The organism is Pragia fontium DSM 5563 = ATCC 49100 (assembly GCF_900112475.1).
Lineage (GTDB): Bacteria > Pseudomonadota > Gammaproteobacteria > Enterobacterales > Enterobacteriaceae > Pragia > Pragia fontium.
The window spans coordinates 1-20073 of record NZ_FOLW01000008.1; the positions used below are offsets into that span (position 1 = coordinate 1).

A 20073-nucleotide genomic window follows, 5' to 3' on the forward strand; every position below is an offset into this window, starting at 1 on the left:
ACGTGAACGTTCAGCTAATCCCGGGAGACCTTGTTGCTGGTAACGAGAGAGCCATTTATAAGCCGTCTTCCGACTAATAGAGAATCGCCGTGCCAACTCAGAGATATTCGCCCCGGGTAAAGTGGCCAGAGTAACAAACTCTTCTTTTAAAGACATGATGGTAACCTCATTCCACGGCATATAACTCTCCTTAGTATGGAATAGTGATATGCCGATAATGGAACAACAAAACGTAAAAGCACCAGCGATTACGTTCTAAAAAGTGTTACCTATGTCCCTGAACACCTGTTACCTATGTCCCCAGTCCATACAGCGTTCGCCCTAACGCCCTTTGCTCGGCCACGTGCACCAACGTTAATTTATTCTCCGTACTGATAGTGGACGAAACTTTCGCCGCTATTAACCTTAACTAAACGTTTTTAACACCAACATCTTCATCATTCTACCGCCATAAACCTAAACACCGATTTGGTGAAAACAATCAATAAATTGATCCCCCACACAAGTAGAATGGCGAATCTATTATTTTTCTCCGCGCAAAAGGGTATTTATATATTGAGAATTTAAAATCTCACCGTAGGAAATAAAACAGTCTGCTGACAATGAAAACAAGTTATTAACCATTTGTTAATATAAATATTTTTCACAGTTTGATACAAATAACCTCTTCTTTTTGCATTTTATCCCGGCAGATCGATACACAAATCTTGGTTATTTATATATTATCTTCCCGAATTATTAATCAATACAACGATGTTAAATATTTAATCAGTTAAGGGAATAACCTGTGAGTCCTATAGATTACGTTATCAATCTTATTTTAAGCGGTATTCTGATTGTCGGAGTTTATCAGTTTTACTTCTTTACCCAACGCAATACGCTTACCAAAGTTCGCGAGTTCAAATCACCTGTTGATGAAAAAATCCCCTTCTGGCCTTCCTGGTCATGGATATATAGCTTTCTCTATTATCCAGCAATCCTTTATATCAATTGGATTGTTGAAGATTCCCGTCACTTCATCATGATTGTTTTTAGCTACATCGTGCTGTTAGTCATGCAAATGATGTTTTTTATGCTGTTTCCGGTATCGACCCCAACCCATTGGCGTACCATGAATACCGGTAAAACCTGGTCTGAAAAATTCCTGCAATATGTCCAGAAGTTTGATGACTCATCCAACTGTTTCCCGAGCATGCACGTTTCCGTTGCCACACTGACCGCACTGCTGGCTTATAGCACTCTGGGACCTTGGGTATTCGCATTCCCGGTACTGATTGCGCTTTCCTGTATGTTTACCAAGCAGCACTACATTATCGATTTACCTGCCGGCGCGGCATTAGGCTGGGCGGCTTACGAAGTTTACTGCGCAATTCTTTGATATTTCAGCTTATAACCGACCACTTAAGTGGTCGGCTATCGCTTTGCTAGCTTTCCCTCTCCCTAAGTCATATTCACTAAACTCACCCGATTAAGCTAAACAATGCGTTTGATCTTTATCGTCTAACGACGAAGTTATTGTAAAATTTATAAGGCTTTGATTGCATCCCTATCCGGTCGACGTTACCATTACCGCATTCATTACTATTCAATAATGACGCATGAGTATTCATTTAAACGCTATAAATTGCTTCTACGGTAACCATCAGGCACTGTTTGATATCACATTAGACTGCCCGGATGGAGAAACCCTAGTATTACTCGGCCCTAGCGGCGCGGGTAAAAGTTCCCTAATCAGAGTATTGAACCTGTTGGAAATGCCCCGTTCGGGTCAGCTTGCCATTGCAGGCAATACCTTTGATTTTAGTCATCCACCAGCAGAAGATGCGATCCGTGAACTGCGCCGCAATGTTGGTATGGTCTTTCAGCAATATAATCTGTGGCCTCATTTAACGGTGATGCAGAATCTTATTGAAGCGCCTTGCCGAGTCTTAGGTCTATCCAAAGAAGAAGCGATCGCCAGAGCCGAAAAACTGTTAACCCGTTTGCGCCTCAAAGAGTTTCACTCGCGTTTTCCTCTGCATCTTTCCGGTGGCCAGCAGCAGCGTGTGGCGATTGCCAGAGCGTTGATGATGGAGCCGAAAATTCTGCTGTTTGATGAACCTACCGCAGCATTGGATCCAGAAATTACTGCTCAAGTGGTAAATATTATTCATGAACTCTCCGATACCGGTATTACTCAGGTTATCGTGACGCATGAAGTCGAATTTGCCAAAAAGACCGCCAGTCGTGTGGTTTATATGGAACAAGGGCGCGTAGTAGAATACGGCGATGCTCAGTCGTTTACTCAACCCCAAACCCAAGCGTTTGCTGGTTACCTTTCTCATTAAATTTGTCCGGAGTTAGACATGAAAAAACTATTGGTCGCTACTTTGCTTGCTAGCATCAGTCTTTCTGCAGCGGCGGCAGAAAAAATCCGTTTTGCTACTGAAGCATCCTATCCTCCGTTTGAATTTATTGATGCGAATAACCAAATTCAAGGATTTGATATCGATCTGGCTAACGCCCTCTGTAAAGAGATCAAAGCTGAATGTACTTTTTCAAATCAGAGCTTTGACAGTTTAGTCCCAGGACTGAAATTCCGTCGTTTTGAGGCTGCCATTGCCGCGATGGATGTCACCCCTGAGCGTCAGCAACAGGTTACCTTTACCAATACCTATTATGATAACTCCGCTCAGTTTATCGCTATGAAAGGTAAGGTTGCCGATCTTGCTGCGCTGAAAGGCCAAAAAGTGGGAATGCAGAACGGTAGCACCCATCAGAAATATCTGCTGGAAAAGCATACTGACATTAAACCAGTAGCTTATGACAGCTATCAAAATGCGATTCTTGATCTAAAAAGCGGCCGCATCAACGCAGTATTTGGCGATACCGCTGTCGTCGCTGAATGGTTGAAGAAGAATGACGATTTAGCCAGCGTTGGCGAGAAAGTCACTGACAATGCCTACTTCGGTACCGGTTTTGCCATTGCTTTGAACCAGAAGAATACTGACCTGCGCGATAAAATGAACGCCGCGCTGGAAAAAATCAAACAAGATGGCACTTACAAAGCTATCTACGATAAATGGTTCCAGAAATAATCCTATCAGCAATGAATGAAATTCTACCTTTAGCAAGCGCCGCCGGTATGACCGTCGGCCTTGCCGTTTGCTCTCTGATACTTGGCCTGATACTGGCTATGCTGTTTGCTGTCTGGGAGTCATCTCGCCTAAAGCTTTTCAGCTATATCGCCACGCTTATCGTCATGATATTTCGTGGCTTGCCGGAAATTCTGGTGGTGTTATTTATCTATTTCGGCGCTTCACAATTATTGATGACGCTGGCGGATGGCTTCACCCTTTTCGGCCTGACCATTCAGTTGCAAATTGATAACTTTGACGTCAGCCCATTCCTGTGCGGTGTGATAGCCCTTTCTCTGCTTTATGCCGCTTATGGTTCTCAAACCCTACGCGGTGCCTTAAAAGCAGTACCGCGTGGTCAATGGGAAGCGGGTCAGGCGCTTGGTATTAGCAAATCCGCCATTTTCTTTCGCCTGATCATGCCTCAAATGTGGCGTCATGCTCTTCCGGGCTTGGGAAATCAGTGGTTAGTGTTACTAAAAGATACCGCACTGGTCTCTTTAATCAGCGTAAACGATCTGATGCTACAAACTAAAAGCATTGCCATCCGTACGCAGGAACCCTTTACCTGGTTTATGATTGCGGCGCTGGTTTATCTGGCAATTACGCTAATAAGCCAATATATCCTCTCCCGCATTGAACGACATACGACGCGCTTTGAACGGGAGGCATCATAATGTTTCAGTATTTGCCTGACGTTCTGAAAGGGCTGCATACCAGCCTGAGCCTCACCGCCGTATCGCTCATTGTTGCTCTGGTGCTGGCACTGCTATTCACCGTGATTCTGACCCTGAAAACCCCAGTGATAAACTGGATAGTTAAAGGCTATATCACCTTGTTTACCGGCACCCCATTACTGGTACAAATCTTCCTGATTTACTACGGGCCCGGTCAATTCGATAGCATTAAGCAATTCCCCATATTGTGGGATTTACTGTCGCAGCCTTGGCTCTGCGCCATGATAGCGCTGGCATTAAACAGTGCGGCTTACTCCACCTTGCTATTTCACGGGGCGGTACGCGCTATTCCTTCCGGACAATGGCAATCCTGCGCCGCATTGGGTATGTCCAAAGGCCAAACCCTGCGGATCCTGTTGCCTTATGCCTTTAAACGCGCGCTGTCATCCTATTCCAATGAAGTGGTTCTGGTGTTTAAGAGTACCTCATTGGCCTATACCATTACCCTAATGGAAGTTATGGGCTACAGCCAACTGATGTACGGTCGTACCTATGATGTGATGGTGTATGGCGCTGCGGGGATCATCTATCTGTGCGTTAATGGCTTGCTAACGCTGATGATGCGTATGATTGAGAGAAAAGCGCTGGCGTTTGAGCAACGTTGATAAAGAAGTTTTATCTTTGCCCTGCTTATTGAGCGCTGGAATTCAGCCGACAACTGAGTGAGGGAGCACGTCCAGCAAGGATGCTGGACGAGGCGCTGCTTCGTCGGGAACGAATCAGCGCCGGTGCGTTAACCCGAACGAAAGCGGAGGGAAGTCGCCGGTAGGCGGCCTGAATTCGGGGGCGAAGGCGCGGGAGTGCAGAGGGCGTTCGCCCTAACGCCCTTTGCTCGGCCACTTTCGCTAATGCTATTTTATTCTCTGTACTGATAGTGGACGAAATTTTCGCTGTTATTAAACTTAACTGACTAACATTATTAAATATTGTCTAATCTTCAAACTAAGATCATATAAACGGCATTAACATCGGATCCCTGAACTGATACTCAAACCCTAGCTCCTGACAAATCCGCTGTCCATTAATCACCCGGCCTAATGAATCATTATCGGTTGCGAGAAACTGCGGTGCATCAACGCCCAGTTTTTTAGCCATGGCCGGATAGTAATCCCGCTTACGTGGATGAACCTGAGCACATAAATTATAGATATGACCACCCTGTGGCTGAGCCAAGAGCAATTCAATGGCGGTGATCACATCCTCTTGGTGGACTAAATTCACCGCACAATTCCCCCCCGGTAAATCCTGTTTTCCCGCAAGAAAACGTCCCGGATGGCGTTCCGGCCCGACCAATCCCGCCGGGCGCAAAATATCCACCTGTAGGTTCGGTAAGTTATGCAGCCAATCCTCTAAATCCACCAGCACTTTGCCAGAAGCCCGCGCAGGCATACGAGGGGCGTCTTCAGTCACTTCCCCTTCTCCCTCACCGTAAACGGAGGTGGAGCTGATAAATATCAGCCTTGGAATGTGTTGGGTAAGCACACTATCCACCAACAGTTGTACCGATTGGCGATAGATTTCTGCCTGCTCAGGTTGACGGCTGGCGGGTAAGGTAATCACCAAGACATCACAGTCAAGCAACTGTTGCCAGTCATCGGCTTCGCATTCCGGCATCGGCTTCATCACCAACTGATAAGCATCAATTCCTGACATTCTGGCGGCTTCCAGACCGTCTGGTGTAGTCTTACTTCCCGTTACCTGATATCCCCGATTGATCAGAGACAGTGCCAGAGGCATACCTAACCAACCTAAACCGATGATCGAAACCTTTTTCATATGCGTTCAATCCATTTAAAAATATATAACTTCGTTTACCCGCTTATCGATATACAATATAAGCCAAATTCTGCCCTGTCACCCGTTTAATTCCAGAATAAAACGGCTTCGAGAAATATCATCTTCTCTGTTTTTTATCCTGCCTATCATTATTCAATAATAATTTAAAAAAGGGGTTGCCATTCCCTCGAACAATGAGTAGGTTATCTCTCAGCAGCAAAAAATTAAACTATCTGATTCAAGGCACAATACATCATGAATAACGTTCTGTTTAACCACCATCATCACCATCACCCTGATTAGTCTTCAGGCCTTTGGTGCTGGAAGACGATCTACGATTCTTCCAGTGGCAAACAGAAAGTTTAAAGAGAGCCCTCGGAAGAATCCTTCCGAGGGCTTTTTTAATGCCCCCGACTTAATAAGAATAATTTTAAAAGAATAAGAGGATTACCATGTTAGATAGAAGCCGTTTACGCATCGCTATGCAGAAGTCAGGCCGCTTAAGTGAAGAGTCACAAAAACTGTTTGCCAGCTGCGGTATCAAAATTAATCTTCAGCAGCAGCGCCTGATCGCCTTTGCTGAAAATATGCCTATCGACATTTTACGAGTGCGCGATGACGATATTCCCGGTCTGGTGATGGACGGCGTAGTAGACCTCGGTATTATTGGCGAAAACGTGCTGGAAGAAGAGCTGTTAAACCGCCGGGCACAAGGTGAAGATCCGCGTTACATTACCCTGCGCCGTTTAGATTTTGGTGGATGTCGTCTCTCCATCGCTATGCCACTGGACGCAGAATATACCGGGCCACAAAGCCTGCAAAATAGCCGTATCGCCACCTCTTATCCTCACTTGTTAAAACGCTATCTGGATGAACAAAAAGTTCGCTTCAAATCCTGTCTGTTAAACGGCTCGGTTGAAGTTGCCCCACGCGCCGGTTTATCCGATGCCATCTGCGATCTGGTTTCTACCGGCGCCACCCTTGAGGCTAACGGATTACGTGAAGTTGAAGTGATTTATCGCTCTAAAGCCTCTCTGATCCAGCGCGATGGCGAAATGTCTGACGATAAGCAGGAACTGATTAACAAACTGCTGACCCGCATGCAGGGCGTCATTCAGGCGCGTGAATCCAAATACATTATGCTACACGCGCCCAGCGAGCGTCTGGAAGAGATTATTGCCCTCCTGCCCGGTGCTGAACGCCCAACCATTCTGCCACTGGCAGGAGATAAAAACCGCGTCGCTATGCACATGGTCAGCAGCGAAACCCTGTTCTGGGAAACCATGGAAAGGCTGAAATCGCTGGGTGCCAGTTCCATTCTGGTGTTACCAATCGAAAAAATGATGGAGTAATCGCCATGCAACTGACTTATTGGGAAAAAAGCACCAAAGAGCAGCAAACAGCGCTGCTCTCTCGCCCGGCCATTAATGCTTCCGATCGCATCAGCTCCGCGGTCAGTGACATTATCGAACAGGTCAAAGCCGGTGGCGATAACGCTCTGCAATTACTCAACGCCAAATTTGATAAGGTACAAACCACACAGCTTCGCGTTAGCACTGAAGAAATTGACGCTGCCTGTGGTCGCCTGAATGATGATATTAAGCAGGCCATGGCCATTGCCGCTCGCAATATAGAAACATTTCATCAGGCTCAGGTTATTCCTGCTGTTGATATTGAAACCCAGCCCGGCGTACGCTGCCAACAGGTGACTCGTCCGATTAGATCCGTTGGTCTGTATATTCCCGGCGGTACCGCTCCGCTGTTGTCCACTGTGCTGATGTTAGGTATTCCATCTCGCTTGGCCGGATGTAGTGAAGTCATACTGTGTTCACCGCCGCCGATTGCCGATGAAATTCTGTATGCCGCCAAACTCTGTGGCATCAATAACGTGTTCCAATTAGGCGGTGCGCAAGCCATTGCTGCAATGGCATTCGGCAGTGAAAGTATTCCTAAAGTGGATAAGATTTTTGGACCGGGCAATGCTTACGTTACTGAAGCTAAGCGTCAGGTCAGTCAGGCCATTGGCGGTGCAGCGATTGATATGCCTGCTGGCCCATCAGAAGTATTGGTAATAGCAGATAGCGACTCAACCCCGGCTTTTATCGCTGCTGACCTGCTTTCTCAGGCAGAACACGGCCCAGACTCTCAGGTTATTCTCTTAACCCCGGATCAAGGTATTGCTCAGGCAGTATCCGAAGAGCTGGAAAAACAATTGGCGACACTGTCCCGTAAAGAGATTGCTCTTCAGGCACTGGCTGAAAGTCGATTGATCGTTACCCGAGATATCGCGCAGTGTATTGAGATCAGTAATCAATATGGTCCAGAACACTTAATTATCCAGACTCGCCAGCCGGAAGAGCTGATGGAACGCATCACCAGCGCTGGTTCGGTTTTTCTGGGAGACTGGTCACCGGAATCGGCCGGTGATTACGCTTCCGGAACTAACCACGTGTTGCCGACCTACGGTTATACCGCAACCTATTCCAGCCTTGGTATGGCAGATTTTCAAAAACGGATGACGGTACAACAGCTGTCCGCTACCGGTTTTCTGGCGCTGGCACCCACCATTGAGACGCTGGCGCAAGCCGAACAACTGACCGCCCACAAACAAGCCGTTACGCTGCGCGTAGCCAAGCTGAAACAACTGAATCCGGAGGCGTAAATGAGCATTGAACAATTAGCCCGCGACAACGTAAGACAATTAACGCCTTATCAGTCAGCGCGTCGTATCGGCGGTAATGGAGATGTCTGGCTAAACGCCAATGAGTATCCGGAAGCCACTCAATATCAGCTTACTCAGCAGAATCTTAACCGTTATCCTGAATGTCAGCCGACTCAGGTTATTCAACGCTATGCCACCTATGCCGGTGTTAAACCTGAGCAAGTGATCGTCAGCCGCGGAGCCGATGAAGGCATTGAGCTGCTGATGCGTGCTTTCTGTGAACCGGGTAAAGATGCTGTGCTCTATTGCCCTCCCACTTACGGGATGTATAGCGTCAGCGCTGAAACACTGGGTGTAGAACGGCGTACCGTCGCCAGTAAAAGCGACTGGCAGTTGGATCTGCCGGCGATTAAAGCTTCACTGGATCGCGTAAAGCTGGTTTACGTTTGCAGTCCAAACAACCCAACGGGCAATCTGATCAATCCAGATGATATCCGCGAACTATTAACGATGACCGCCGGACGTGCTTTAGTGGTGGTTGATGAGGCCTATATTGAGTTTTGCCCTGAAGCCAGTGTGGTGTCTTGGTTAAACCAATACCCTAATCTGGTGGTCTTGCGCACCTTATCCAAAGCCTTTGCGCTGGCCGGATTACGCTGTGGCTTTACCTTAGCCAGTGAAGAGATTATTAACTTACTGCTGAAAGTGATTGCCCCCTATCCGCTATCGACGCCGGTTGCCGATATCGCCGCACAAGCATTAAGCGAGCAGGGAATTTCAACCATGCGTAAGCGCGTAGCCGAGCTCAATGCCCGTCGCGACCAGTTGAGCATCGCATTGGCTCAGTGCAACACCGTCACCCGAGTCTATCCAAGCGAAACCAACTATCTGCTGTTTAACCTGACCAATTCCGAGCAAGCCTTTAAAGCGCTTTGGGATAAGGGCATTATACTCAGAGATCAGAATAAACAACCGGGACTGACGGGATGTCTGCGCATCTCTATCGGTACTCAACGCGAGTGTGACGCAGTCACCGACGCCCTGAAAACTCTTTAAGGACCTTAGCCGCCATGAGCCAAAAATACCTTTTTATTGACCGCGACGGTACCATTATTGCCGAACCACCAGAAGACTTTCAGGTAGATCGACTGGATAAGCTGGCCTTAGAGCCACAAGTTATCCCTGCCCTGTTAAAATTACAGGATGCTGGCTTTGAACTGGTGATGATCACCAATCAGGATGGGCTGGGAACCGCCAGTTTCCCACAGCAGGATTTCGATCCACCACACAACCTGATGATGCAAATTCTTGAGTCACAGGGAATTAACTTTAAAGAAGTGCTGATTTGTCCGCATATGCCTGAAGATAACTGCGACTGCCGTAAGCCTAAAACCAAAATGGTCAGCGCCTATCTGCATAAAGCGGTCATGGATTATGAGAATTCTTGGGTAATTGGCGATCGCGAAACCGATCTTCAACTGGCCAACAACATGGCTATTCAGGGCATTCGCTATCAGCGTGATACCTTGGGCTGGAATCAAATCGTTGAACAATTAACCCAGTCCGATCGTCATGCCCATGTGACTCGCACCACCAAAGAAACCACGATTGATGTCGAAGTCTGGCTGGATCGCGAAGGCGGCAGCAAAATTCACACCGGTATCGGCTTCTTTGACCATATGCTGGATCAAATCGCCACGCACGGCGGTTTCCGTATGAACATCAACGTTAAAGGCGATCTGTTTATTGACGATCACCATACCATTGAAGATACCGGACTGGCGTTAGGTGAAGCATTGAGAAAAGCGCTGGGGGATAAGCGCGGCATTGGTCGTTTTGGCTTCGTGTTACCAATGGATGAGTGCTTAGCCCGCTGTGCACTGGATATTTCCGGTCGCCCGTTTCTGGAGTATAAAGCCGAATTCAATCACCAGCGCGTTGGTGATATGAGCACTGAAATGGTCGAGCACTTCTTCCAATCACTGGCTTATTCCATGGCAGTAACTCTGCACTTAAAAACCAAAGGCAAAAACGACCACCACAGAGTGGAAAGCCTGTTTAAAGTGTTTGGACGTACGCTGCGTCAGGCGATCCGCGTCGAAGGAAATACCTTACCGAGTTCAAAAGGGGTGCTGTGATGGAAGTGGTAATTTTAGACACGGGCTGCGCCAATCTGGCTTCGGTCAGTTACGCCATTAAGCGACTGGGCTACGATCCGGTTATCAGCCGCGATGCCGATGTCGTTTTGCGCTCCGATAAGCTGTTTCTACCGGGGGTGGGCTCGGCCCCCGCCGCGATGAAAATGTTACAACAGAGGGAGTTAATCGACCTGATTAAAGCCTGTACCCAGCCAGTTCTGGGTATTTGTTTGGGCATGCAACTGATGGCAAAAAGCAGTGAAGAAGGCCATATCAACACACTGGGCATTATTGACGCCCCCATTAAGCAGATGAAAGATCATGGTCTGCCCTTACCACATATGGGCTGGAACAGAGTTAATCCGCTGGCGGGTCATCATTTATTCCGTGGCATCGAGGATGGTGCCTATTTCTATTTCGTTCATGGATATGCTATGCCCGTATGTTCAGCCACTATCGCTCACTCCACCTACGGCGAGCCCTTCAGCGCCGCAGTACAACAAGACAATTTCTTCGGCGTACAGTTTCATCCCGAACGTTCTGGGCAAGCCGGTGCACAATTGCTGAAAAACTTTCTGGAGATGTAACTGAAATGATTATTCCCGCATTAGACCTGATTGACGGTAGCGTTGTGCGCCTGCATCAGGGAGATTATGGACAACAGCGCGATTACGGCAATGAGCCGCTACCGCGTCTTCAACAATATCAACAACAAGGTGCACAGATACTGCACTTGGTCGATTTAACCGGCGCTAAAGATCCGCAGGCGCGTCAGCTTCCTCTGTTGAGAAAGCTATTGGCCGGCGTTTCGATACCGGTACAGATCGGTGGCGGAATCCGCAGCGAACAAGACGTTAGAGATTTGATTGATGCCGGCGCTAGCCGAGTCGTCATCGGTTCTACCGCGGTACGTCAGCCAGAAATGGTGGAAAAATGGTTTTCCCGCTTTGGTGCTGATGCGCTGGTATTAGCGCTGGATGTGCGTATTGACGAAAACGGCAATAAAAATGTGGCGATCAGCGGCTGGCAAGAGAACTCCAGCCAAACGCTGGAACAGGTAGTGGAACGCTACCGCCCTTATGGTTTGAAACACGTGCTGTGTACTGATATTTCACGTGATGGCACCTTGGCAGGTTCTAACGTTGATCTGTATTGTGAGATTACCCGTCTTTATCCGGAAATTGCTTTTCAGGCTTCAGGCGGTATTGGCAGTCTGGATGATATTGCCGCCCTGCGCAGCAGCGGTGTCAAAGGCGTTATTGTTGGACGCGCCCTGCTGGACGGAAAATTTAACGTAGAGGAGGCTATCTCATGCTGGCAAAACGGATAATTCCTTGTCTGGATGTACGTGATGGACAAGTGGTTAAAGGCGTTCAGTTCCGCAATCATGAAATCATTGGTGATATCGTTCCTCTGGCGCAACGCTATGCGCAAGAAGGCGCAGATGAACTGGTTTTCTATGATATTACCGCCTCATCCGATGGTCGAGTGGTGGATAAAAGCTGGGTTGCCAAAGTGGCCGAAGTGATTGATATTCCCTTCTGTGTCGCAGGCGGAATTAAAAGCATTGAAGATGCTTCTCAGATCCTCTCTTTTGGCGCTGACAAAATTTCTATTAACTCCCCGGCGCTGGCTAATCCGGCGTTGATCACCCAGTTGGCGGATCGGTTTGGCGTACAGTGTATCGTGATCGGTATCGATACCTGGTACAACGAGCAAGAAGGCACTTATCAGGTGTATCAATTTACCGGTGACGAAGCCCGCACTAAAGCTACCGCATGGAATACCTTAGATTGGGTGCAGGAAGTCCAGCAGCGCGGTGCCGGAGAGATTGTCCTGAATATGATGAATCAGGATGGTGTACGCAACGGCTATGACCTTAAACAGCTTAAGCAGGTGCGTAAAGTCTGTAAGGTACCGCTAATTGCTTCCGGCGGAGCCGGTACCATGGAACATTTCCTCGATGCGTTCAAAATTGCTAACGTTGACGGTGCGCTGGCCGCATCAGTATTTCACAAACAAATTATTAATATCGGCGAGCTAAAACGCTATCTGGCCGATAATCAGTTGGAGATCAGAACATGTTAACGCAACAGCAGCAAAACCAATTGGACTGGGAAAAAGTCGACGGCATGATACCGGCCATTGTTCAACATGCGATCTCTGGTGAAGTTTTAATGTTGGGCTATATGAATCCGGAAGCCTTACATGCCACCGAGCAAAGCGGCAAAGTGACCTTCTTTTCCCGTACTAAACAGCGTTTGTGGACCAAAGGGGAAAGCTCCGGCAATTTTCTTAACGTGGTTAGCATCACGCCGGACTGCGATAACGATAGCCTGCTGATTATGGCTAATCCACAGGGGCCAACCTGCCATAACGGTACCAATAGCTGTTTCGCACCGGCAGAAACCGACTGGACTTTCTTATATCAACTGGAGCAGTTGCTGGCATCGCGTAAACACGCCGATCCGCAAACCTCCTATACCGCCAAACTCTATGCCAGCGGCACTAAACGCATCGCACAAAAGGTCGGTGAAGAAGGCGTAGAAACAGCGCTGGCGGCTACGGTAAATGATCGGGAAGAGTTAACCAATGAAGCCTCGGATTTGATTTATCACCTGCTGGTTCTGCTACAGGATCAGGATTTAGACTTAAGCACGGTGATTAATCGTCTGAGAGAGCGGCATAAGTAACTTATAGGCTGCTGCTAGCACTCTTTTTTAAATCAACTGTAGTGGATATTCCGGCCATAAAAGCAATATCTTCATATCGCCCCCTTGCTCGGCCGGAAGAGCACCAGTATTTAGCTTGAATGCGTGTCGGGCCTAGCCACGCTACGGGCACTCCGGCAGCTAAAGCTGCTACGGCCCCCACGCCCGTCTCTCCCGATTAACATTGGGAGGGACTATCTTCCCCCTCGTTTACGACGGGTCAGTTAACTACTGTGCCGTATAGCCACCGTCCACCGCATAGAAAGCCCCGGTGGTGAAAGAGCTGTCATCCGACAGTAAGAATGCGACGGTTTTTGCCACTTCCTCGCGGGTTGCCATGCGTTTCATCGGCTGGCTGTTCGCCATCCACTGCCGAACATCTTCCGAGAGTTGCTGCATACGCGGCGTGTCGACATAGCCGGGTCCAATCGCATTGATTCTCACCCCTTTGTCAGCAAACTCCAGCGCCGCTGCTCGAGTTAGACCAAGTACGCCGTGTTTCGCTGCGGTATAAGGCGCAATGCCAGCAATGCCAACAATACCGTTAGAAGAGGATAAATTGACCACCGCTCCGCCACCGCTATTCACAATGGCCGGTAAACCATACTTCATGGCTAAAAACGTGCCCCCCAGATCGGTTTCAATCACATCACACCAGTCATCAAACTCATACTGACAAAGTGACACATTATGAGGTCCAGTAATGCCAGCATTATTAACCAGATAGTGTAAAGCACCGCAGCGTGACAGGGTTTGCTCAACCATCTGTTTGACCGAGTCTGGTTGTCTGATATCGGTGACCAATGGAATCACTCGTTGAAGAGAGGGATCGATACGCCGGGCAGTTTGCTGTATTTCCTGTTGATGGCGAGCAGTGATAATAACCGTCGCGCCACGAGAAAATAGTTCTTGTGCAATACCTTCGCCAACCCCGGTTGATGCGCCGGTAACAATGGCGATTTTGCCAATAAACGATGTCATATATTCTCCTTTGATTGTCCGTATGTGATTAATTTCTTGGCTAACCACATACTGCGCTGAGCGACTGCCAATTTCTGTCAGTAGCCTCAGACCCAAAAGAGAATGTTGGTGGAAAAACTATTTCACCATCACCACATGGTGTAAATCATGGTTAAAGTTTTGGTATTCCGCTTCTGAAATAGCGCTACCGCTGCTCAAAACCTTTAAAGTATGGCCATGAAACTTATGCTGATAAGGAGGATGAACGTGAACATAATCGTTTTCAACAAAACCCAGAGCACGGTAGAACCGTAAACGCTTTTGTGAAATCTCATCCACGACCGGGTCAATTTCCAGAATCACCGTTTTATCCGTTCCGGCAATGAACTCCCCCAGTAAACGAGTTCCATATCCCTGACCGCGCACTTTATCGCTGATGGCATAGTGTTCAATATACAGATAGTCATCAAACGCCCAATAAGCCACAAAACCGACAAACAGCTCATTTTCCATATAGCACTGTAGAAAATAATTATCCGCGGTTAACCCCTTCGCCTGATGCTCAACGGTTCGCTGTTCAAACTCGGGAAAGGAAGAACGGTAAAGCCGTTCAAAAACGGGAAAAAGAGGATCGTTGGTGCTGTGTAAGCGGATGATATTCATAATACGTTAGCGGCTCTTATCAATATGGTCGATTTTGTTGGAGAGTACAAAGAAGCAAACATACCGAATCCAACTAAAATTGCCAACCGCACTATCCCGCTAATTCAGAAAAGCACCCGCTTTTATCTCACTGTTATGGCTGAGTTAATTGCTGCTTACCTTTCCTGTTGCTCTCTTCCAGTGCATTAAGCAAGCTGCCATCTTCAGTGATAATATCGGCGATATACCAGCGTTTATTTTGCAGGATAAGCTTGAAACTTTGGCTTTGTTTAGGCGTCCCGCTTTTCCACAGCGAATAGTGAACAATACCGATGGCTTCACCATCGTTTAAGCTAATAACCTTGATATCATCAATATTCATGGTTTCCCAATCCTGACACTGGCATATAGGGTCATAATCGAAAAAGCCAACCTCACCCTCAGCCAGTTCCTGATCTTCATTAACCGCCAGCATAAACCGCTCGGATATAATCTGTTTATTGCCTGTTTCACTGTACCTGACGGGCTCAGTACCTTCCCGGTAGCTGTTATATATTTCCGCTAAAAAAGCCTCCGGTCCTGATGATTGAGCGGCGAAAGCGTGGCCAGAAATCATCAGTAAACAAAAACACCCGACCCATTTTAAATATGGCATAGCACCTTTCCCTCTTCCGTGAATAAACATCAAGCAGCATTATTCCTTAAAGCCCCACCGCAATACTTACAGTATTTCGCATCACTATCATGACCGATATGATGACAGGTTGGGCACGGATGAGAACCGCGACGTTTTCGTTCAGCGATAACGTACGCCGACAGAATACTGGTGGGGATAGCTAAAGACAGATACCCCAGAATAATCAGCCCGGATGCAATCATCCTGCCCACCGGCGTATCGGGAGTAATATCCCCATAACCCACGGTAGTTAACGTCACCACAGCCCAATAAATAGAAGCCCACAGGCTGGTAAAACCGTTGCCAGGACCTTCTACAACAAACATGATTCCACCGACAATAAATACCAACACCACAATACTGGTTAAAAATAACAGCAGCTTGCTTTTGGCTTGGGCAATACAGTGATGAAAAAAACGCAGGTCATCAACAAAGCCCAATAACCGGAATATGCGTAAAATACACAGAATACGCCACAAACGTATGATCGATTCATATTGGATAACCACGTTCGGCAACAGAATCACCAGATACATGCTGATGGTGGTGAATAAATCGATAATTCCCATGATGGAGGAAGCGTAATGTTGCGCGCGCGGCGTCACCCATAAACGCATCAGATACTCAAGGGTAAACAAGAACAGGAATAGGATGTCCATCCAGTAATAAAATCCTGGATTATCGTAGCGAAAACCCAAGCCGCCCATATACATAAACACCATCAGTACGCTAAGCAACGCTACCCCGCCCCAAAACAGGGACATCGCTCTACCAATTGGCGTTTGCATACTGAAAAATAATAAATAAATGCGGCGTTTAGTCAGATTGTGAAAATCAACGCTTTTAGACATACGATTTAAAGCCCTGTAGTGATCCGTTTACCGATGAAACCAAGACAATCTATTGCGATGCGTAGATTACTCCGATTTAACTATCAATCATCTTCTTTCGATTGTTTAATCAATTTTTATGATGAAATCAAAATCCTATCACCCCTATTTGATGGTATTCTTATCGGCATAAAATCAGACAGTCGATAGCAGAAAATAGCCAGAAAAATGAAAAATTCATCAGAGCAACCGACCTTCTATGTGCACGATTATGAAACCTTCGGTATCAGTCCGGCTTATGATCGCCCGGCGCAATTTGCCGGCGTGCGCACCGATAGCGATTTCAATATTATCGCTGAACCATTAGTCATTTATTGTAAACCTAACGACGATTATTTGCCTGAGCCTGAAGCGGTAATGATTACCGGTATTACCCCTCAGGAAGCCCGCAGCAAGGGGGTTATTGAAGCTGAGTTTGCCCGACAAATTCATGATGATTTCAGCGCAGCCAATACCTGTATTCTGGGTTACAACAATATTCGCTTTGATGATGAAGTTAGCCGCAATATCTTCTATCGTAACTTCTTTGATCCTTACGCTTATAGCTGGCAAAACGGCAATTCCCGCTGGGATTTACTGGATGTAATGCGTGCCTGCTATGCCCTACGCCCAGACGGTATTGAATGGCCGCTAAATGATGATGGCCTACCCAGCTTTAAGCTGGAGCATCTGACTAAAGCCAACGGCGTAGAACACACCCACGCTCACGATGCCATGTCAGACGTTTATGCCACCATCGCCATGGCTAAACTGGTTAAGCAGGCACAGCCTAAACTGTTTGATTACCTATACCAGTTAAGAAATAAGCGTAAAGTTGCCAACCTGATCGATATTGCAGAAATGACACCGTTGGTTCACGTGTCCGGTATGTTTGGCGCCCTGCGCGGCAATACCAGTTGGATTGCGCCGTTGGCCTGGCATCCAGAAAACAGTAATGCGGTGATTGTCTGCGATTTAGCCGGCGATATGACACCACTGCTGGAACTGGATGCCGATACGCTACGCGAACGTCTGTATACCCGTCGCGATGAATTAGGCGAAGACCAGTCGCCGGTGCCGCTAAAGCTGGTGCATACCAATAAATGTCCGGTCTTGGCCCCCGCCAAAACCTTGTTGCCGGAAAACGCTGACCGTTTAGGCATTGACCGCCAACGTTGTTTGGCCAATCTACAGCTTTTACGTCAAAGCCCAGACCTGCGCGAGAAAGTGATCGCAATATTTGCCGATGCAACACCGTTTACTCCACCCACCGACGTTGATGGTCGCTTGTATGATGGGTTCTTTAGCGATGCTGACCGTGCCGCTATCCGCATTATCCAACAAACCAAGCCAGAGAACCTCCCTGCGCTAGATTTGACCTTTAACGACAATCGTCTGGAAACGCTGCTGTTTCGCTATCGTGCCCGCAACTATCCGGCAACGCTGGATGACAGCGAACAACGCCGTTGGCTGGCTCACCGACAAGCGATGCTTACCCAAGATCGGCTGGAGAAATATGCCGCCAAGCTTGAGCAGTTGGCGCAAATACACGGCGATAATCCGGAAAAAGTTGCCCTATTAAAGTCCCTGTTCCGCTATGCCGAAGAATTAGTCGGCTAATGGCCTTCTTGCCGCTATGCCATAAACTTCCCGTTATATGGCATAGCTCTCCTTTCCCGCCTGTCTATTCCCCGTTCGCGGGTGTATGATAATCACCAGATTTCATTGAATTTTAGGCAAAAAGAAATGGCGTTCAGTTCCGGTCCTGCTCTGGCGATCTTCTCTTTTGTGCTGTGGGGCATCACCCCTCTCTTCTATCGTTTACTCCCCGATGCCTCACCGCTGGAACTGTTATCACAACGTGTTTTGTGGTCAATACCGCTATTATTGTTAGTTCGTCTGTGTATAAAACAGCGCACCAGTTGGCAGAAGGTCTGGCAGGATAAACGTTCGCTATTATTTTGCCTGCTGGGCACCTGTATTATGGCGATCTCATGGTGTACCTTCACTTATGCCATGACTCACGATCAGGTGTTAGCCGCCAGCCTTGGCTACTTTATTAATCCGCTATTTTCGATTCTGCTCGGTATGATTTTCCTGCATGAGCGCCTGACGCTGTCACAAAAGCTGGCGGTCTTGTTTGCCTTTGCCGGTGTCAGTTATCAGCTATGGCAATATGGTCAGTTACCGGTTCTGGCTCTGATTATGGGCAGCGCTTTTGCCCTGTATGGGTTAATCCGTAAATTTATTCGCTTCGATATTCTGACTGCATTAACGGTGGAAACCCTGTGGTTGGTTCCGTTGGCTATCGGCTTAATGTTCTGGCTACCGGCACATGGCGAAAGCGCTTTGACGAATGCCGATCTTACGCTGCGCATCTATTATGCTCTGACCGCCCCGGTTACCCTGCTACCACTGTTATTCTTTGCTGCGGCCATTAAACGCACCACCCTGACAGTTGTTGGCCTGTCACAATATATCGAGCCCACTATTCAGTTTCTGCTGGCGATATTTCTGTTCAATGAAGCGTTTGACCGCGTTAAAGGGGTTAGTTTTACCCTAATCTGGATAGGCCTGTTGTTTTGTATGTCGGGACTGTTAAGACATTGGTGGATGCAGCGCCGAAAAACCGTATTGATGGCACGACCTTAATCGAACGGAAAGCAAATTGGACAGGCAAAAATTTATCGCTGAAGTATGTTTCTATTCCCATGGTCAATCATGTCGCCAAACGGCACCAAATCTGACTGGCGGATGCTATCGGCCACACTTTATCGTTAAAGACACCGCTGATTATCTCGGCGTCTGTTTTATTGACGGTGATGCATTGGAATTAGGCAAACCCGTACAGGCTCTGGTTGAAACCCTCTATGATGGGGTAAATTACCAAACGTTATTACAACCCGGCTGCGCGTTTTTTATTGCTGAAGGAGCGGCTATTGTCGGTCAGGGAAAAGTGATTGGGCTGTGGCAGGAGTAAGACTGAAGATTATCATAAAAGCGTGTTTATCACGTTTTAATCCGCCTATGCGGCGGTTAACAATTTCAGTCATTACTCTCTTCCAGTGCTTCATTTCTAAGCCGCCTATGCAGCGGTTCATCTGAGAGCGAAAGACCTAGTGAAATCGTTAAATTACTAAGCCGCCGTACTGCGGTTTACATTCTGCATCATACAACGCTTTGGATGCAAATAATTTCTTTGGTTATTATTATCTTGCAAACGGTTTATGGGGTTAATGTTGTTTGCTTAAGCATTTTCACTCAGTGAACAACACCCCGCTATTCCGGTGAAAACCGCAGGTATAGTGAATCATCTAGATTTCATCAATCAATTTGTTGTCTAAGAGCTAATATCCAGCATTGCTAAAATCAGGGGGATTTAAAGCTAAACGTTATCATTAAGCTAAAACCTGGATTCCGGCTTTCGCCGGAATGACGGGTGGGTGGCATAAAAATGCTTAAGCTGGGAGTATTAGCCTATGCTGCGGTGAACTTATCCGCGGTGGATTGAAAGGTACTGTACATTTTCTAAGCCGCCTATGCGGCGGTGAACTTTCGTACTTAATTTTTATGGTTGGTTTGCGTTTTCTAAGCCGCCTATGCGGCGGTGAACTAGAACCATACCCTACTATCTCTCTGTTGTTAATCACTTTTTTTATCTAAAGCCATTAATACCCTTTTTTATTTCGATGATAAAAACCCCTTTAAAATCATGAGAATAAAATAGCCAATAAAAAAAGGGTCTATTGAGATTGCAGCTAAGCATAAAAAAACCCGCCGATATCA

At 47.3% G+C, this 20073-nt stretch carries 22 protein-coding genes and 1 other annotated feature; of the genes, 16 read left to right on the plus strand and 6 right to left on the minus strand.

Translation table 11 applies throughout. The annotated features are described in order from the left end of the window. On the minus strand, nt 1-180 hold a 180-nt coding region (locus tag BMZ28_RS11970), incomplete at its 3' end, for a helix-turn-helix domain-containing protein (protein WP_139211638.1). A 607-nt stretch (nt 181-787) separates the two neighbouring features. On the opposite strand from BMZ28_RS11970, the gene BMZ28_RS11975 reads away from it, so the two are divergent. From BMZ28_RS11975 to artM, 5 genes are all read left to right on the plus strand, one after another. Then, the gene (locus BMZ28_RS11975) at nt 788-1378 is read left to right on the plus strand and encodes a phosphatase PAP2 family protein (RefSeq protein WP_074823499.1); all 591 of its coding nucleotides are present in this window, start codon (nt 788-790) and stop codon (nt 1376-1378) included. Nucleotides 1379-1598: 220 nt separating this feature from the next. Beyond that, nucleotides 1599-2327, plus strand: coding sequence for an arginine ABC transporter ATP-binding protein ArtP (artP, locus tag BMZ28_RS11980; RefSeq protein ID WP_047781248.1), 729 nt, complete (start codon nt 1599-1601; stop codon nt 2325-2327). A gap of 18 nt (nt 2328-2345) precedes the next feature. Continuing rightward, the gene (artJ, locus tag BMZ28_RS11985; protein WP_074823502.1) at nt 2346-3077 is read left to right on the plus strand and encodes an arginine ABC transporter substrate-binding protein; all 732 of its coding nucleotides are present in this window, start codon (nt 2346-2348) and stop codon (nt 3075-3077) included. Between the two features lie 11 nt (nt 3078-3088). Beyond that, nucleotides 3089-3793 carry an arginine ABC transporter permease ArtQ gene (artQ, locus tag BMZ28_RS11990; RefSeq protein WP_074823504.1) on the plus strand — a complete coding sequence of 235 codons (705 nt, stop codon included), beginning with the start codon at nt 3089-3091 and terminating at the stop codon, nt 3791-3793. Next, nucleotides 3793-4458 (plus strand): arginine ABC transporter permease ArtM, encoded by a 666-nt coding sequence (gene artM, locus BMZ28_RS11995; RefSeq protein ID WP_047781251.1) that lies wholly within the window; start codon nt 3793-3795, stop codon nt 4456-4458. The genes artQ and artM overlap by 1 nt, the downstream gene beginning before the upstream one ends. 343 nt (nt 4459-4801) lie before the next feature. Here artM and BMZ28_RS12000 read toward each other — a convergent pair whose 3' ends face one another. Continuing rightward, the gene (locus BMZ28_RS12000; RefSeq protein ID WP_074823506.1) at nt 4802-5629 is read right to left on the minus strand and encodes an SDR family oxidoreductase; all 828 of its coding nucleotides are present in this window, start codon (nt 5627-5629) and stop codon (nt 4802-4804) included. Between the two features lie 278 nt (nt 5630-5907). Further along, nucleotides 5908-6034 (plus strand) — a sequence feature (His leader region). Between the two features lie 47 nt (nt 6035-6081). Between BMZ28_RS12000 and hisG the strand changes: the two genes are divergently transcribed. The 8 genes from hisG to hisIE are packed head-to-tail and all read left to right on the plus strand — an operon-like array spanning nt 6082 to nt 13122. Then, nucleotides 6082-6981, plus strand: coding sequence for an ATP phosphoribosyltransferase (gene hisG, locus BMZ28_RS12005; RefSeq protein ID WP_047781253.1), 900 nt, complete (start codon nt 6082-6084; stop codon nt 6979-6981). 5 nt (nt 6982-6986) lie between these two features. Further along, nucleotides 6987-8291 (plus strand): histidinol dehydrogenase, encoded by a 1305-nt coding sequence (gene hisD / locus BMZ28_RS12010; protein WP_074823509.1) that lies wholly within the window; start codon nt 6987-6989, stop codon nt 8289-8291. Further along, nucleotides 8292-9347, plus strand: coding sequence for a histidinol-phosphate transaminase (hisC, locus tag BMZ28_RS12015; RefSeq protein WP_047781255.1), 1056 nt, complete (start codon nt 8292-8294; stop codon nt 9345-9347). Nucleotides 9348-9361: 14 nt separating this feature from the next. After that, a complete protein-coding gene (gene hisB, locus BMZ28_RS12020; RefSeq protein ID WP_047781256.1) occupies nt 9362-10429 on the plus strand; it encodes a bifunctional histidinol-phosphatase/imidazoleglycerol-phosphate dehydratase HisB in 1068 nt (355 codons plus the stop codon). Further along, entirely contained in the window at nt 10429-11016 is a 588-nt protein-coding gene (gene hisH / locus BMZ28_RS12025) for an imidazole glycerol phosphate synthase subunit HisH (protein WP_047781257.1), read from the plus strand. The genes hisB and hisH overlap by 1 nt, the downstream gene beginning before the upstream one ends. 5 nt (nt 11017-11021) lie before the next feature. Next, nucleotides 11022-11759: a 1-(5-phosphoribosyl)-5-[(5-phosphoribosylamino)methylideneamino]imidazole-4-carboxamide isomerase gene (gene hisA / locus BMZ28_RS12030; RefSeq protein ID WP_074823512.1), complete on the plus strand. Its 738-nt coding sequence runs from the start codon at nt 11022-11024 to the stop codon at nt 11757-11759. After that, a complete protein-coding gene (hisF, locus tag BMZ28_RS12035) occupies nt 11741-12517 on the plus strand; it encodes an imidazole glycerol phosphate synthase subunit HisF (RefSeq protein WP_047781259.1) in 777 nt (258 codons plus the stop codon). Before hisA ends, hisF begins: the two co-directional genes overlap by 19 nt. Further along, entirely contained in the window at nt 12511-13122 is a 612-nt protein-coding gene (hisIE, locus tag BMZ28_RS12040; protein WP_074823513.1) for a bifunctional phosphoribosyl-AMP cyclohydrolase/phosphoribosyl-ATP diphosphatase HisIE, read from the plus strand. The genes hisF and hisIE overlap by 7 nt, the downstream gene beginning before the upstream one ends. A 246-nt stretch (nt 13123-13368) precedes the next feature. On the opposite strand, the gene BMZ28_RS12045 is transcribed toward hisIE, so the two are convergent. The 4 genes from BMZ28_RS12045 to BMZ28_RS12060 all read right to left on the minus strand — a co-directional run bounded on the left by BMZ28_RS12045 (nt 13369) and on the right by BMZ28_RS12060 (nt 16269). Next, nucleotides 13369-14121: an SDR family NAD(P)-dependent oxidoreductase gene (locus BMZ28_RS12045; protein ID WP_074823516.1), complete on the minus strand. Its 753-nt coding sequence runs from the start codon at nt 14119-14121 to the stop codon at nt 13369-13371. 117 nt (nt 14122-14238) lie between these two features. After that, complete coding sequence (locus BMZ28_RS12050) at nt 14239-14763, minus strand: GNAT family N-acetyltransferase (RefSeq protein ID WP_074823517.1); 525 nt, start codon at nt 14761-14763, stop codon at nt 14239-14241. A 133-nt stretch (nt 14764-14896) separates the two neighbouring features. Continuing rightward, nucleotides 14897-15397 (minus strand): DUF3828 domain-containing protein, encoded by a 501-nt coding sequence (locus BMZ28_RS12055; protein WP_164720456.1) that lies wholly within the window; start codon nt 15395-15397, stop codon nt 14897-14899. A 29-nt stretch (nt 15398-15426) separates the two neighbouring features. Continuing rightward, complete coding sequence (locus BMZ28_RS12060) at nt 15427-16269, minus strand: ion transporter (RefSeq protein WP_074823520.1); 843 nt, start codon at nt 16267-16269, stop codon at nt 15427-15429. Nucleotides 16270-16476: 207 nt separating this feature from the next. Here BMZ28_RS12060 and sbcB point away from each other — a divergent pair, with 207 nt between their 5' ends. From sbcB to BMZ28_RS12075, 3 genes are all read left to right on the plus strand, one after another. Beyond that, nucleotides 16477-17907, plus strand: coding sequence for an exodeoxyribonuclease I (gene sbcB, locus BMZ28_RS12065; RefSeq protein ID WP_074823521.1), 1431 nt, complete (start codon nt 16477-16479; stop codon nt 17905-17907). Between the two features lie 126 nt (nt 17908-18033). Continuing rightward, nucleotides 18034-18939 (plus strand): EamA family transporter RarD, encoded by a 906-nt coding sequence (rarD, locus tag BMZ28_RS12070; protein WP_047781265.1) that lies wholly within the window; start codon nt 18034-18036, stop codon nt 18937-18939. Between the two features lie 16 nt (nt 18940-18955). Beyond that, complete coding sequence (locus BMZ28_RS12075; RefSeq protein ID WP_074823525.1) at nt 18956-19267, plus strand: hypothetical protein; 312 nt, start codon at nt 18956-18958, stop codon at nt 19265-19267. The last annotated feature ends 806 nt before the right edge of the window (nt 19268-20073 follow it).